Source organism: Nonomuraea roseola (assembly GCF_039535395.1).
GTDB classification, from domain to species: Bacteria; Actinomycetota; Actinomycetes; order Streptosporangiales; family Streptosporangiaceae; genus Nonomuraea; species Nonomuraea roseola.
Map to the genome: position 1 here is coordinate 1,060,912 of NZ_BAAAXC010000015.1, position 15,274 is coordinate 1,076,185.

Below are 15,274 nucleotides of genomic sequence, written 5' to 3' on the forward strand. Positions count from 1 at the left end.
CCCCCGACGAGAAAGGCGGCTCGGGGCTCCACAGGGGAGCCCCGAGCCGCCTTCGCGTGCCCGATGGCGCCGTCAGTCGTCGCCCTCGACGCGCATCACGCTGGCGATGGCCCTGACGATGTCGAGCCTGCGCAGCCCCTCCATCGTCGCCGACAGCGCCGCGTCCGTCGCCCTGTGCGTGACGATGACGAGCTGGGCGTCGTCGCCGTGGCCCTCCTGGCGGACGGTCTGGATGGAGACGTCGTGCTCGGCGAAGAGCGTCGCCACCTGCGCGAGAACGCCGGGCTTGTCGGCGACGTCGAGCGAGACGTGGCAGCGGGTGACGGTCTCCCCCATCGGGTGGACGGCCAGCGAGGCGTAGACGGACTCCTCGGGGCCCCTGGTGCGGGCCAGGCGGTTGCGGGCCACCGCCACCAGGTCACCGAGGACGGCCGAGGCCGTAGGAGCGCCGCCCGCGCCCTTGCCGTAGAACATCAGCTGCCCCGCCGACTCCGCCTCGACGAAGACCGCGTTGTAGGCCTCGCGGACCCCTGCCAGCGGATGGGAGCGCGGGATCATCGCGGGGTGGACGCGCACGCCGATCGAGCGGCCGTCGTCGGAGCGGGCGCAGATGGCCAGCAGCTTGATGACGTAGCCCATGGCCTTGGCGCTGGCCACGTCGGTCGCGGTGATCTCGGTGATGCCCTCGCGGTGCACGTCCGCGGCCGTGACCCTGCTGTGGAAGGCGAGACCTGCCAGGATGGCCGCCTTGGCGGCGGCGTCGAAGCCCTCGACGTCGGCGGTGGGGTCGGCCTCGGCGTACCCCAGCGCCTGGGCCTCCTCCAGCGCGTCGTTGAAGGAGGCGCCGGTGGAGTCCATCTTGTCGAGAATGTAGTTGGTGGTGCCGTTGACGATGCCGAGCACCCGCTTCACCCTGTCGCCCGCGAGCGACTCGCGCAGCGGGCGCAGCAGCGGGATCGCCCCGGCGACGCTGGCCTCGTAGTAGAGGTCGCCGCCGCCGGCGTGGATGGTGGCGCCGTCCTCGGCCAGCAGGGCCTTGTTGGCCGTGACGACCGACTTGCCGCTGGCCATGGCGGCCAGGATGAGCGAGCGGGCGGGCTCGATGCCGCCGATCACCTCGATGACGATGTCGACGTCGTCGCGGGTGACCAGGCCCTCGGCGTCGGTGGTCAGCAGGGCGGGGTCGAAGGAGACCTCGCGTTTACGGCCAGGTTTCCTGACCGCGACACCCGCCAGCTCGAGCGGGGCTCCGATGCGGGCGGCCAGGTCGTCGGCCTGCTCCTCCATGAGCTTGATGACCTGCGAACCGACCACGCCGCACCCCAGCAGCGCGACTTTCAGCGGCTTGCTCACAGCTGCCCCCTCAACAGGTCGTCCTCGGTCTCACCCTGCACGATGACCCGCGCCTTGCCGCCCGAGACGGCCACGACGGCGGGCTTGGGCAGGTAGTTGTAGTTGCTGGCCAGCGACCTGCAGTAGGCGCCCGTCGCGGCCACGGCGAGCAGGTCGCCTGGCGCGAGGTCGGCGGGCAGGTAGTGGTCGCGGACCACGATGTCGCCGCTCTCGCAGTGCTTGCCCACCACGCGCGACAGCATCGGCGCCGCCTCCGACTCGCGGGAGGCCAGCACGGTGGTGTACTCGGCGCCGTACAGGGCGGTGCGCGCGTTGTCGCTCATGCCGCCGTCGACGCTGACGTAGGTGCGCAGTCCCTCGACGTCCTTGACCGTGCCGACCTCGTAGAGCGTGACGCCGCCGGGGCCGACGATGGCCCTGCCCGGCTCGACGGTCAGGCGCGGCACCGGCAGCCCCGAGCTCGTGCAGACCTTCTCGACGATCTCGCGCAGCGCGTCGGCGATGACCTTGATGTCGGGGGCGACGTCACCCTCGACGTAGGCGATGCCGTAGCCGCCGCCGAGGTCGAGCTCGGGCAGCACCACGCCGTGCTCGTCCTTGATCTGCACCAGCAGGGTGGCCAGCCGCGTGGCCGCGACCTCGAACCCCGCGGTGTCGACGATCTGGGAGCCGATGTGGGAGTGCAGGCCGACGAGCTCGAGCTGCGGAAGGGCCAGGATGCGGCGGACGGCCTCGGCCGCCGCGCCGGTGTTGAGCGACAGGCCGAACTTCTGGTCGTCGTGCGCCGTCGCGATGAACTCGTGCGTGTGCGCCTCGACCCCCGTGGTCACGCGGACCATGACGCGGGGCCTGACGTCCATCTGCTCGGCGAAGTAGCCCAGCCTGGCGATCTCCTCGAAGGAGTCGACGACGACGTGCCCGACGCCGACCTCGAGGGCGCGCCTCAGCTCGGCGGCGGACTTGTTGTTGCCGTGGAGGGTGATGCGCGAGGGCGGGAAGCCGACACTGAGCGCGACGGCCAGCTCGCCTCCGCTGGCCACGTCGAGGCCCAGGTCCTCGTCCATCAGCCAGCGCACGATCTCCTTGCACAGGAACGCCTTGCCCGCGTAGTGCACGTCGGAGCCCGCGAAGGCGGTGGCGTAGTCGCGCATGCGCGAGCGGACGTCGTCCTCGTCGACGACGTAGAGCGGCGTGCCGTACTGCTCGGCGAGGTCACGCACGTCGACGCCGCCGATCGTGAGCGCGCCATCCGTTCGCGTCGACGTTCGCGGCCAGATCGCGTGGTTGATCCGGTTGAGGTCGGCGGGCGCCAGCGGCGGGCGCTCATGGGGCAGCATCTCAGCGTGCCTGTCCCCTGCTGGATGGGCGAATCGACTCACCCGATCGAGGCTATCGGACCCGGTGGCGCTGGTGGGACGACTGCCCACGGATCGAGACGCGATCTCGCTATTCTGCGGAAATTTTTGCCTTAATTCGCCATATGACTGGATATTTTCAGATTCGCTCTGGTCCGGGGAGCACCACCCGCACCACCTCCGCCAGCCGTACCCTGGCCGTGTGGACGGGCCCCGGCTCCTCCTCACCCCTCGGTACGGCCGGCGCCCGCTCGTGGGCGTCGTGGTAGGCGAGGGCCAGCCTGGGCAGGTAGGCGGCCCATCCCGGGTCGCGCCCCGCCCTGCGCCCCGGCAGCTCGGCCAGCAGCCTGAGGACGGCCCTGTCGTGGGGATCGGACAGCGCGCAGGGGGTGAACCCCTCGCGGGGCACGTCCAGCTCGCGGGCCCAGCGCAGGACGGCCGCGGCTCTGGCGTGCGCGTATCTCACGACGAAGCCGGGGTTGTCCCACGTGCGGGGCAGGTCCTGCCACGGGCAAGGGAAGTCCACCGGCTCGTGGGGGTCGTCCAGCAGGTCGCCAGGGGTGTCGACGGTGATGCGCAGGAACCCGTTGCCCACGACCTCCACCGCCACGACTCCGGCCAGGGCGCGCAGCTCGGCGGCGAGGTCGCCTGGCGCGACCCTGCGGCGCAGGGCGGCGGCGGAGAGGTAGACGGCCTCGTGCTCCCATGTCCCCTCGGGCGCCGGCGGCTCGCCGAGCACCTCGGCCAGCCGCCCCGGTCTCACAGCACCCGAGCCTAAACCCCTCCGCCCGAGCCGGAGGCGGCCACGGGGCCGGCCGGGGCGCAGGGCGGGCAGGCCCTCGCCGGATCAGATGAGGGCGTGGGGCTCGGCGGAGCCGTACTCGACCAGGTGGGCGGCGCCCAGCAGCCAGCGGTCCTCGTCGCGCACCCTCACGTAGCCGAACCTGTCGGCGGAGAACACCTTGATGCCGTCGGTCCTGCACTGCCGCATGAGCACCTCGTCCCAGCCCTCGGTCAGGTCGGCGAAGCCGATCGCGCGCAGCGCGTTGCGGCGCGCCAGCAGCGTCGCCCCGTTCACCTCGGGCGTGTAGGTGTACTCCGACTCGGGCTGCTTCAGCAGCGTCGCGTGCGCCCCGCGCAGGTGCGCGTAGTAGGAGGCCTTGCCCACGATGTCGGCCGTGCTGAAGAGGAAGGCGCGCCTGAGGTCGGCCAGGTAGTGCGAGCCGTAGACGTCGCGCGGGTCCATGATCGCGACCAGGTCGGCCTCGCACAGGTCGAGCCCCCTGTTGAGCATGGCGCCGGTGCTCACGGACGGGTCCTGCTCCCTGAAGACCACCTCGCGGGGGGCGAGCACCTCTCGTGCCCGCTCCTCGATCGAGTGATGCCCGAAGACGATCACCTGGGTCACGCCCGACTGCTTGACGACCTGGGCGAGGGCGTGCTCGAGCCGCGAGGAGTCGGGCACGGGCAGGATCACCGAGATGTTCAGCGTCGGGCGTGCGCTGGGCAGGCCGATGGTCTCGAGCAGCTCGTCCACGCGCTCGGTCATGGTGCCCGCCGCGTAGGCCCTGCGCAGCGCGGCGTGCGCGCGGCGCGAGTCGGCCTCGGGGCCGATGGAGGTGCCGCAGGCGGCCAGCTCGGCGAGGCGCCAGTGCGGCGTGCCTGGCGGGCAGTCGACCGCCACGGGCCAGCGGTAGGACGTGAGCACGTCGGGGTAGCCGAGATGGGCGGGAAGCAGCTGCTCGAGCGTGAGAACCCGGTCGTAGCGCCCGCCCGACAGCGGCAGCGGGTTGTGCACGCGCGGCTGCACCGCGAACGGCAGGCGCGGCCAGCCCGCTGCGAGGTCGGTGGTGAAGCGGTGCTCGAACAGCTCGGCGGTGGCGGCGTAGTCGGCGACCGCGCCGCCGGTGTGCCAGAAGACGGTGCGGATGCCGCGCGCGGCGCACCAGGACAGCAGCTCGCGCACCCCCTCGCCCGGCTCGCCGGTGATCTCCTCGGCCCACGGCCCCTGCGTGACCGACTCGACCACGAGCAGGTGCGGCACCTCGGCGGCCAGCACGCGGGCGAAGTCGCGAGGGGTGAACCCGGTCGTCTGCCGCCACTCGTAGCGCAGCAGCGCCTCGGCGTGCGGGTCGGCGATCACGGCCGCGGTCAGGTGCGGGCGGGTGTTGGGTCCTGTCGGGATCCTGAACGGCTTGAGCCGTACCGATCTGCCCTCGATCGTCCTGGTGGTGCTGGTCGCCTGGAAGGCGGCGCCGGGGCGGTCGTCCTTCTGCGCGGTGACGGCGACGGGCTTGCGCTTGGGCGCCACGGGCCGCTTGACCGGCTTCGCCGCGCCCTTCAGCCCCTTGGCCAGCCGGACGGGGTTGCTCTTGCCCGTCTTGATCGCGTCGCCGATGCGGTTCCACCTCGCGACCTTGAGCGAGGACAGCTTCCACTGGGCCACCTCGGCCTGGTAGCGCTGCTCGGCCAGCTCCTTGCGGAGCCGCTCCGCGGCGGTGCGCTCGGTCTCGAGCTCGCCCTCGGCCTCGGCCAGTCGCTCGTTCATCGACCTGAGCTCCTCGGTGGCCCTCTCGGCCTCCGCGAGCTTGGCCTGGGCGGCGTCCAGCAGCCTTGCCAGCTCCGCGGCGCGCTCCGCCTCGGCGATGGCGTCGCGCAGCGCGCGTCGCGTGCTCTCAAGCTCAGTAGTCACAGGCCCTCCGTCTCTCGGCCCGGCAAAGGATACTCTTTCGCTTGGAATCGGCGTGGAGGAGTGAGATCGCGTGCAGTGGCCGGCGTTCAATGTGAGGCCGTACGTATGCGGCGCCCTCGGCCGCTTCGACACGGGCCTGCTCGACAAACTCGCCGGGTCGGGGCCGAAGGTGCGCCCCGCCCTGCAGACGGCGGAGGCGGCCCTCTACAGCTCGCAGCCGCTGCCGCCCTACCATCGCACGCCCACGACGTTCGCCTTCTCCTGGGGCGAGCGCAGGCCCGCGGAGGCCGCCGACTGGATCACGGTCGCCGAGACCTACGAGACACCCGGGCTGATCTCCGACGGCGCGCGCACGATCCTGCACGCGGGCGCGCTCGGCCTGGTCGACGTCTACTACGTGCGCACCGACGAGGCGATCTACTTCTCCTCGCTGCTGAAGCCGCTGCTCGAGCTCGTGCCCGTCGACATCGACTGGGCGGCGTGGGCCTCGATCATCCAGGTGACCTTCCCGCTGGGCGACGCCACGCCGTACGCGGGGATCAGGCGGCTGCCCGGCTCCAGCGCGCTGGTGCACACCGCCGAAGGGCTGTCCACCGAGCGGCGGCTGCCGCGCTGGCTGCGGCAGGAGCCCTACGAGGCCTGGCGCAGCGCCGGGGAGTTGCTGGAGATCCTGCACGCGGTCTACGACGAGTACGAGGGGCGCCCGCTCCTGGTGCCGGTCAGCGGCGGCTACGACTCGCGGCTGCTGTGCTCGGTGGCGGTGGCGAAGGGCGCCGACGTGGAGTCGTGGACGACCAGTCCCGACGACGGCACCGACACCGACATCGCCTTCGCCCGCGCGATCACCCGCGAGCTCGGCGTACGGCACCGCGTGATCACCCAGGACGCCGCCGCCTACCCGGGCGACGCGCTGGAGGTGGCGCGGCGGCTCGAGTTCATGACGCCGCACCACGCCTGGTACGCGCCCTTCGCCAAGGAGGTGCACGGCTCCGGCCGCGTCCTGATCGACGGCCTGGCGGGCGGGCCGCTGCTGAAGAACTTCATGGTCAGCGGTGCGGCGCTGGGGGCCAGGACGCAGCAGGAGCGCTCGGCCGCGGTGCTGAACTCGCTCTCGCTCGGCGCGCCGTCCGCGCCGTTCCTGTCCGAGGCGGCCGAGGGCTGGATCGGGCAGGTCGTGCGCGAGCAGTTCGACGCCTCCACCTCGATGCTCCACGGGCACAGGGCCGAGCTGCCGCTGTCGGTGCTGCACACCCGCACCGTGCGCGGCATCGCCCGCTCGGCGGTCAACCTGGTGGGCCCCGAGGCCTCCTTCGCCGGGCCGTTCATCCACCCCGACTTCTTCGACGCCGCGCTGTCGGTGGGGGTGGCGCGCAAGGACAAGGGCCGCTTCTACAGGGAGGTCCTGCACGCCGCCAACCCGCGCGTGGCCGCTCTGCCGTCCACGAACGTGGTCAAGCAGCCGCTGCAGCGGGTGCCGCTGCGCTCGACCGCCGCGCCCGCCCGCGCCTACTCCCACACGATGCTCGGCAAGGTCGCCGAGCGGGCTCCCTGGCTGCTGTCGGAGGGGCTGCACGAGGTGATCTCGTCCGGCCCCGACGCCCTGACCAGGTTCAGCGGCTGGAACGACAGGTTCTGGGTGCGGGGGCTCGTGCTGTTCGGCGCGTGGCTGACCGACTACGAGAACGACCTCACGGAGCTGGCTCCGCCGTTCTGACAGGCACGGAGAACGCAGGGTAACGCCACAATTACGTACCGGTCTCGCGGGCATTACAGGCGGTCGAACCAAGGGGATTATGGACGGTCCCCCGGGCTGGTAGTGTTCGGCCCGTACCAATGAAAAACGTACGCTGCTCTCGGCCTTCAGGGCCTCCGAGCTGCACGTTTTTCGTTGAAAAGCGCCGCACAACCGGAGCCTCCAGATCACAGATCTGGTTCCGGCAGGGCCTGGGGTTCGCAGGGATGACGACTCCAGCGGCGCGGTCACCACACAACACACCGGGGAATCCGGTGACTTCGTCCTGCCCACATCTCCTTCTGTGAGCGTCATATGAACAACCCATCGGTCAGCGAGACCTTTGTCTCGGCCGATCCACGCTGGTACAAGCGGGCGGTGTTCTACGAGGTGCTCGTCCGGGGGTTCAAGGACTCCAACGGCGACGGGACCGGAGACCTCCGTGGTCTCATCGAGAAACTCGACTACCTGGAATGGCTCGGCGTCGACTGCCTCTGGCTGCTGCCGCTGTACGAGTCCCCCCTGCGTGACGGCGGCTACGACATCTCGGACTACGGGAAGATCCTGCCGGATTTCGGTGATCTCGGTGACTTCGTGCAGCTCATCGAGTCGGCGCACGCGCGTGGCATCCGCATCATCACCGACCTGGTGATGAACCACACCAGCGACATGCACCCGTGGTTCCAGGCCTCGCGGCACGATCCCGAGGGGCCCTACGGCGACTTCTACGTGTGGGCGGACGAACCGACGGGCTACCCCGACGCGCCGATCATCTTCGTGGGCGCCGAGGAGTCGAACTGGACCTACGACCCGGTCCGCAAGCAGTACTACTGGCACCGTTTCTTCCACCACCAGCCTGACCTGAACTACGACAACCCCGCCGTTCAGGACGCCATGCTGGAGGTGCTGAGGTTCTGGCTGGACCTCGGCATCGACGGGTTCAGGCTCGACGCCGTGCCGTACCTGTTCGAGAGGGAGGGCACCAGCTGCAGCGGGCTGGCCGAGACCCACGCCTACCTGAAGAAGGTGCGCGCCGAGGTCGACCGCCTCTACCCCGACAGGGTGCTGCTGGCCGAGGCCAACGGCTGGCCCGAGGACGTCGTCGAGTACTTCGGCGACCCCACCACGGGCGGCGACGAGTGCCACATGGCCTTCCACTTCCCGCTGATGCCGCGCATCTACATGGCGGTCAAGAAGGAGACGCGCGAGCCGATCTCCGAGATCATGTCACGCACGCCGAAGCTGCCCGAGAACGCGCAGTGGGGCATCTTCCTCCGCAACCACGACGAGCTGACGCTCGAGACGGTGACCGAGGAAGAGCGCGACTACATGCACTCGGAGTACGCCAAGGACCCGCGCATGCGCGCCTACCTCGGCATCAGGCGGCGTCTCGCGCCGTTGCTCGACAACGACCGCGACAGGATCGAGCTGTTCACCGCGCTGCTGCTGAGCCTGCCCGGCTCGCCCGTCATGTACTACGGCGACGAGATCGGCATGGGCGACAACATCTGGCTGGAGGACCGCGACTCGGTCCGCACGCCGATGCAGTGGAGCCCCGACCGCAACGCGGGCTTCTCCACCGCCGACCCCGGCAGGCTCTACCTGCCGACGGTCATGGACCCGATCTACGGCTTCCAGGCGGTCAACGTGGAGGCCCAGCAGAAGAGCCAGTCGTCGCTGCTGCACTTCACCCGCAACATGCTGCAGATCCGCCGCCACCACCCGGTCTTCGGCACCGGCGCGTACACCGAGATGTGGTCGTCCAATCCCGCCGTCCTCACCTTCACCCGTGAGGAGGGCGACGACCTGATGCTGTGCGTGAACAACCTGTCGAAGTTCCCCCAGCCGGTGGAGCTCGACCTGCGCAGGTTCGAGGGCATGACCCCGGTCGAGGCCAGGGGCGGGGTGCCGTTCCCCGTGATCGGCAACCTGCCGTACCTGCTGACCCTGCCGGGTCACGGCTTCTACTGGTTCGCGTTGAAGCCGTAGGTTCCCAGCTGGGCGCGGGCCGCGCGGCGCGCTGGAAGCAGCGCCACCGCGAGGGCCGCGCCCACTGCCACGGTGACGGCCACAGTCAGCGCCAGGGCCGACGGCGGCCTGCCGATGCCCGCGCCCACGCCGCTGGTGTGGCCCTGCAGGTCGATCAGGCTCGTCACGACGAAGGAACCCGCCGCGGTGCCCAGGACGACGCCCAGCACCACGAGCACCCCCGTGCCGGTGACGAGCGTGGCCATGACCTGGCGCGGGGTCAGCCCCATCGCCTTCAGCACCGCCAGGTCGAGGGCGTGGTCACGCAGCCCCAGCGCGCTGGCGGTCAGCAGGTTGGCCAGGCCGATCAGCGCCAGCACGACGATCAGCGCGACGATGACCGCCCTGATGATCGACAGTCGTTCGGCGGGGTTGACCACGCGCTGGATCTCCAGACCCTCCCCCGACGCGGCCAGCAGCCTGTCGCGCACGTCGGCGGGGTCGGCGCCCTTCTTCAGCGCCAGGCCCCAGAACTCGGGCGGCACCACGTCCTTGGCCGCGAGACTGTCGACGCCGAGCGACAGCACCTGCCCGTCGAGGTCGGGCTCGACGGTCCTGCCGACGATGCGCACGATCAGCGGAGTGCCGCCGACCGACAGCCACACCCTGTCACCGATCTTCACCTTGAGCAGGTCGAGCAGCCCCTGCCCCGCGACGGCCTCGCCCCTGTCGGCGTACATCCGGCCCTCGGCCACGGGGAACGGGTAGGGCGCGCCCGAGCCGCCGATCGCGCGCACCCTGATGGACCTGGCCACGCCGGGCACCAGCGCGTCGACGTCCGCGCCCGGATAGACCTCGTGCACGCCAGGGTCGAGCTGGGCCGCGCGCTTCGCCTCCTCGGGGGTCAGCTTGACCGGGCGGACCAGCAGCTGGGCGTGCTGGCCCACCTGCTCGGGATGGGCGAGGAAGTTGTCGAGCGTGGCCCAGACGCCGAGCCCGATGGTGATCATCATCATCGGCACCGCGAGCCCGAACGTGGTCAGGAAGGCGGGCACCCGCCTGCTGAAGGCGTCGCGGGCGCCCAGGACGAGCGCGGGCGGCAGCCGTACCAGCAGGGCCAGCTTGGCCAGCCTGGACAGGTGGCCGCGCGGCGGCACCGAGGGTGCCGCGGGGATGGGCGGGGTGCGGCTGCCGCGCCAGGCGGGCAGCCCGACGGCCACCAGCACCACCAGCGCGGTGCCGGCCGTGATCGCCACCAGCGGCACCAGGGCGACGGCGGTCCTGTCGAGCACCAGCCAGGTCACCAGCCACCCCGGCAGCACGCCGAGGGCGATGCCCAGCAGGCCCAGCGCGCCGTGCTCGACGAGCAGCAGCCCGGCCACCTGGCCGCGGGTGAAGCCCATGGACTTCAGCGTGGCCAGGTCGCGCAGCTGGGAGAGGACCCGCCCGCCCGCCGCGTTGGCCAGCGCGAGCGCGGCGGCCACCAGGCCGACGATGCCGAACAGCGCGAGCAGCGTGCCGAGCAGCCTGTTGTCGAGCTCCATCGCGTCGCGCACCTCGCGCCAGGTGTAGACGCGCTGCACCTCCTCGTCGAGCATCACGACCACGCGCTGGGAGACGAACTGGGTGGACTCGGGGTCGGCCAGGCGCAGGCCCGTCACCCATTCGCTGCGGCCGAGCTCGGGCTCGATCCTGTCGAGCTTCTCCGGCAGCACCCAGATCATGCCGGGTGTCCACTCGGGGTAGAAGCCCTGGTCGGCGGAGTCGGCGATGCCGCGCACGTACAGCACGTGGCGGGCGCCGCTCAGCGCCGTCACGTTCACGGGGCTGCCCACGCCGAGGCCGAGCGCCCTGGCGAAGGAGCGCTCGACGACCGCGCCGTCGGGCTGCGAGGAGGTCAGCCAGCCGCCCTCCGCGACGACGGGCCTGGCCACCTCGGGCGGCGTCACCGGCATCGCGCGCAGCGCGGCGGGCGCCTTCCTGCCCTCCTCCAGCAGCGTCACGGGCGCCGTGCGGTAGGGCCCCGCCGCCTGCGTGACGCCGTCGATCTCCCTCAGCGCGACGACCTGCGGCCTGTCCTTGGTGTGGACCCACAGGTGCGCGCCGTTGGTCTGGGAGAACAGGCCCCGCCACGGGTTGGTGCTGTCCTCGAGCAGCGTGGCGGCGGTGATCAGCGCGGCCACGATCGCGGCGATGGTCGCCACGGTGAGGACGGCCTGGCCGCGCCTGGCCCGCAGGTCGGCCCTGATCCATCGGGCTCCGGCTCTCATCGCAGGTCGATGACCTCCCCCGCGCCGCCCCTGCCGGGACGCCTGCGGGCGATCCTTCCGTCGTCGACGATCTGGCCGTCCAGCAGCGAGACCACCCTGTCGGCCAGGCTGGCGACCCTGGCGTCATGGGTGACCAGGACGATCGTCTGGCCGTCGCGGTGGACCTCGCTCAGCAGGCGCAGCACGTCGCGGGTGTTGCGGCTGTCGAGGTTGCCCGTGGGCTCGTCGGCCAGCAGCAGGGCCGGCTTGTTGGCCAGCGCGCGGGCGAGGGCGACGCGCTGCTGCTCGCCGCCCGACAGCTGCGCGGGCGCGGCGTCGGCCCGCTCGGTGAGGCTCAGCGCGTCGAGGAGGTACTCCCTGCGTGTCCTGGCCTCCTTGGAGGAGACCCCCGCCAGCAGCGCAGGCAGCTCGACGTTGTCGGCCACGGTCATGCTGGCGACCAGGTTGAAGAACTGGAAGACGAAGCCGATCTTCTTGCGCCTCAGCAGCGCCCACGCGCTCTCGGAGAGGGTGTCGGCGCGCTGGCCGTCGAGCCAGATCTCGCCGCTGGTGCGGATGTCGAGCCCGCCGAGCATGTGCAGGAGGGTCGACTTCCCCGAGCCCGAAGGGCCCATGACCGCGACGAACTCGCCCTCGTCGACGAGCAGGTCCACCCCTCTGACGGCCGGCACGGGCACGTGCTTGTTCTGGTAGATCTTGACGAGGTTCACCGTTCTGAGCACGGTCACGCGAGGTCCTCCTGGCAGCGTTCGAGCCAGTCAAGGTCGGCCTGCAGGTGCAGCATGGCTCCCTCGATCAGCAGAAGCGCGACCTGATTCCCCTGATCGGTCCGCTCGGCGAGTTCGTTGAGGTCGCGCATCAGCGCGAGGTAGTGACGGCGCTGGCGGTTGATCAGCGCCATCCGGTCGGCGATGCCGGTCAGCGGGGCGAGGACGAGTTTCATGAAGAACTCGTCGCGCACCCTCGGCCCCTCCGTGGGCTCGTCCACCCAGTCGGTGAGCGCGTCGCGGCCCTTGCCCGTCAGATAGTAGACCTTCTTGTTGGGTCTGTTGGACTGTTCGACGTCGACGGCTCTGACCAGCCCGTCCTTCTCCAGCCGGCCGAGCGTCACGTAGATCTGGCCGATGTTGGGCGAAGGGTAGGCGCTGCCGAAGGTTTGCTCGAGGGCCTGCTTGAGTTCGTAGCCGTGGGCAGGTTCCTTCGCGAGGAGCGCCAGCAGGTGCAGCCGCACGCCCACCTCCTCGTTACGGGCTCGTTACGGAGATATCCGTTGACGTTCAGATTAGCGCTGTGCATAACATGAATGCATCTACCTAACACGAATGTAATCCGGTAGAAATTTGGAGGTCACGTGTTCCGCCCCCTGTCCGTGATGCTGCTCGCGCTCCTGGTGGCCGGATGCGCGGCGGCGACGGAAGAGGGCGGCGAGGACCCCAAGGGTCCGATCACCTTCGCCACGGGACGCGACACCACCGGCTACCTGCAACCCCTGCTGGACCGGTGGAACAAGGCGCATCCCGCGCAGAAGGTGACACTGCTCGAGCTGCCTGAGGCGGCCGACGAGCAGCGAGCACAGCTGGTGGCCAACCTGCAGGCCAGGAGTGACCGCTACGACGTGCTCGGACTCGACGTGGTCTGGACGGCGGAGTTCGCCGACAACGGCTGGATCATCCCCCTGGAGCGCGGGAGCTTCCCGCTCGACAGGTTCCTGCCGCCCGTCGTCGACACCGCGGTCTACAAGGGCAAGCTCTGGGCCGTGCCGTACACCAGCAACGCAGGGCTCCTCTACTACCGCAAGGACCTGGTGAAGAAGCCGCCCACGACCTGGGCCCAGCTTCGCTCCCAGGCTCTTTCGGCAACCAAGAAGCACGACATAGGCGGCTATGCGGGCCAGCTGGCCGCCTACGAAGGACTCACCGTCAACTTCGCCGAGGCCGTGCAGTCGGCGGGCGGCACGCTCCCCGACCTCGACCAGGCCAAGGCCAAGCAGGCTCTCGACTTCTTCACCCAGGGGCTGCGCGAGGGGTGGATCCCCCCGCAGGCCCTGAACTACAAGGAGGAGGAGTCGAGGCTCGCCTTCCAGAACGGCCAGCTCGTCTTCGCCCGCAACTGGCCCCACGCGTACGGCCCCGCCACCCAGTCCAAGGTGGCGGGCAAGTTCGCGGTGACCAGGCTGCCCGGCCTCGACGGGCCCGGATCGAGCTCACTGGGCGGCGCCAACCTGGCGATCAGCGCCTACTCCAAGCGGCAGAACACCGCCCAGGAGTTCATCAAGTACTTCACCAGCCTGGAGAACGAGCGCCGCGTCCTGACAGAAGGGTCCTTCCCTCCTGTCTGGGCAGAGCTCTACGACGACCCTGCGCTGATCAAGCGTTTCCCTTACCTGCCGGTGCTCAAAGAGAGCATTCTCGCGGCCAAGCCTCGGCCGGTGAGCGCCAACTACAACCAGTTGAGCCTGGTGGTCGCGAGCGCGGTCTCCAAAGCGCTCAGCCCGCCCTACGACCAGTCCACCGATGACGTGGCCGCCTCCATGAAAGCGGAGTTGGCCGAGATCGTCGCAACCCAGTGATTCGAGGTCAGGCATCATGCGAAAAGCAGTTGTTCTGGCGGGGCTCGCCGTAGCCATCGCCGCGTGCGGCAACGCGCCGAGCACCACCCCCCAGGAGACGGGCGCCGCCAGCTCGGCGGCTCCCGCCAAGAAGACGCTGGAGGGGGTGAAGATCGAGGTCGCCGCCAAGTGGACGGGCGAGGAGCAGACCAACTTCGAGGCGGTGCTCAAGGCCTTCCAGGAGAAGACCGGCGCCCAGGTCACCTACGCCTCCACAGGTGAGGACACCGGCGCCTACCTCGGCCCGCGCATCCAGGGCGGCAGCCCGCCCGACGTGGCGATCCTGCCCCAGCCCGGTCTGGTGCAGCAGTACGCCGACCAGAAGGCGCTCAAGCCCCTCAGCGCCGAGGTCCAGAAGCAGATCGACGACAACTACACCCCGTACTGGAAGGAGCTCGGCTCCGCGGGCGGCCAGGTGTACGGCGTGCTCGTCAAGGCCGCGCACAAGTCGATCATCTGGTACCGCGACGCCGCGTTCACCGACGCCGGCGTGCAGGCCCCGACCACCTGGGACGAGCTGCTGAAGACCGCGCAGGCGGTCTCCGACTCCGGCACCCCGCCGTTCTCGCTGTGCGGCGCCTCCGGCTGGACGCTCACCGACCTGTTCGAGAACGTCTACCTCTCGACCGCGGGTCCCGAGAAGTACGACCAGCTCGCCAAGCACGAGATCCCCTGGACCGACGCCTCCGTGGTGACCGCGCTGGAGAAGATGGCCGGCATCTTCGGCAAGAAGGACTACATGGTCGGCGGCAACACCGGCGCCCTGCAGACCGACTTCCCGACCTGCGTGACCCAGGTGTACGGCCAGGACAAGGGCGCAATGGTCATCGAGGCCGACTTCGTGGCCGCCTCCGCCACCCAGTCCGGCGCGAAGATCGGCGAGACCGCGAAGATCTTCCCCTTCCCGAAGGTCGGCGACACCGCTCCCGTCGTGCTGGGCGGCGACATCGCCGTGGCGCTGAAGGACTCCCCCGGCGCGATGGCGCTGCTGGAGTTCCTCGCCTCCAAGGAGGGCGGCGAGGTGTGGGCGAAGCTGCCCGGCTACCTGTCGCCGAACCGCAACGTCTCGCCTGACAACTACCCGAGCGAGCTGACCAAGCAGCTGGCGCAGACCATCATCTCCGCCGGCGAGACGGTCCGATACGACATGTCCGACCTCGCGCCGAGCGCCTTCGGCGGAACCGACGGCAAGGGCGAGTGGAAGGTCCTGCAGGACTTCCTGCGCGACCCGTCCGACGCCAAGGCAGCCGCCAAGGCCCTGGAGACCGAGGCCGCCAAGGCCTGGAAGTAAAGGGG

11 protein-coding genes are annotated in these 15,274 nt (G+C 70.3%); 4 read left to right on the forward strand and 7 right to left on the reverse strand.

Translation table 11 applies throughout. From position 1 onward, the window contains the following. Positions 1-72: 72 nt before the first annotated feature. The 4 genes from ABFX55_RS28050 to ABFX55_RS28065 form a co-directional block, all read right to left on the reverse strand. Entirely contained in the window at positions 73-1,353 is a 1,281-nt protein-coding gene (locus ABFX55_RS28050) for a homoserine dehydrogenase (protein WP_346125764.1), read from the reverse strand. Further along, a complete protein-coding gene (gene lysA, locus ABFX55_RS28055) occupies positions 1,350-2,732 on the reverse strand; it encodes a diaminopimelate decarboxylase (protein WP_346125765.1) in 1,383 nt (460 codons plus the stop codon). Before lysA ends, ABFX55_RS28050 begins: the two co-directional genes overlap by 4 nt. 115 nt (positions 2,733-2,847) lie before the next feature. After that, positions 2,848-3,471 carry an anticodon-binding protein gene (locus ABFX55_RS28060; RefSeq protein ID WP_346125766.1) on the reverse strand — a complete coding sequence of 208 codons (624 nt, stop codon included), beginning with the start codon at positions 3,469-3,471 and terminating at the stop codon, positions 2,848-2,850. Positions 3,472-3,555: 84 nt separating this feature from the next. Beyond that, positions 3,556-5,400, reverse strand: coding sequence for a hypothetical protein (locus ABFX55_RS28065; RefSeq protein ID WP_346125767.1), 1,845 nt, complete (start codon positions 5,398-5,400; stop codon positions 3,556-3,558). Between the two features lie 70 nt (positions 5,401-5,470). On the opposite strand from ABFX55_RS28065, the gene ABFX55_RS28070 reads away from it, so the two are divergent. Both ABFX55_RS28070 and treS read left to right on the forward strand, forming a co-directional pair. Next, a complete protein-coding gene (locus ABFX55_RS28070; protein ID WP_346125768.1) occupies positions 5,471-7,114 on the forward strand; it encodes an asparagine synthetase B family protein in 1,644 nt (547 codons plus the stop codon). A gap of 333 nt (positions 7,115-7,447) precedes the next feature. Then, on the forward strand, positions 7,448-9,121 hold the full coding sequence (gene treS, locus ABFX55_RS28075; RefSeq protein WP_346125769.1) for a maltose alpha-D-glucosyltransferase: 1,674 nt from the start codon (positions 7,448-7,450) through the stop codon (positions 9,119-9,121). Here treS and ABFX55_RS28080 read toward each other — a convergent pair. Genes ABFX55_RS28080 through ABFX55_RS28090 form a run of 3 tightly spaced genes read right to left on the reverse strand, consistent with a single transcriptional unit; the run spans position 9,097 to position 12,601 of the window. After that, positions 9,097-11,370 carry an ABC transporter permease gene (locus ABFX55_RS28080; protein ID WP_346125770.1) on the reverse strand — a complete coding sequence of 758 codons (2,274 nt, stop codon included), beginning with the start codon at positions 11,368-11,370 and terminating at the stop codon, positions 9,097-9,099. The two genes, treS and ABFX55_RS28080, sit on opposite strands and share 25 nt — an antisense overlap. Next, the gene (locus ABFX55_RS28085; protein WP_346125771.1) at positions 11,367-12,098 is read right to left on the reverse strand and encodes an ABC transporter ATP-binding protein; all 732 of its coding nucleotides are present in this window, start codon (positions 12,096-12,098) and stop codon (positions 11,367-11,369) included. Before ABFX55_RS28085 ends, ABFX55_RS28080 begins: the two co-directional genes overlap by 4 nt. Beyond that, positions 12,095-12,601 (reverse strand): PadR family transcriptional regulator, encoded by a 507-nt coding sequence (locus ABFX55_RS28090; protein ID WP_183649189.1) that lies wholly within the window; start codon positions 12,599-12,601, stop codon positions 12,095-12,097. Before ABFX55_RS28090 ends, ABFX55_RS28085 begins: the two co-directional genes overlap by 4 nt. Positions 12,602-12,721: 120 nt before the next feature. Here ABFX55_RS28090 and ABFX55_RS28095 point away from each other — a divergent pair, with 120 nt between their 5' ends. Both ABFX55_RS28095 and ABFX55_RS28100 read left to right on the forward strand, forming a co-directional pair. Continuing rightward, positions 12,722-13,939, forward strand: coding sequence for an ABC transporter substrate-binding protein (locus ABFX55_RS28095; protein ID WP_312895604.1), 1,218 nt, complete (start codon positions 12,722-12,724; stop codon positions 13,937-13,939). A 16-nt stretch (positions 13,940-13,955) separates the two neighbouring features. Beyond that, positions 13,956-15,269, forward strand: coding sequence for an ABC transporter substrate-binding protein (locus ABFX55_RS28100; protein ID WP_346125772.1), 1,314 nt, complete (start codon positions 13,956-13,958; stop codon positions 15,267-15,269). Positions 15,270-15,274: the final 5 nt, after the last annotated feature.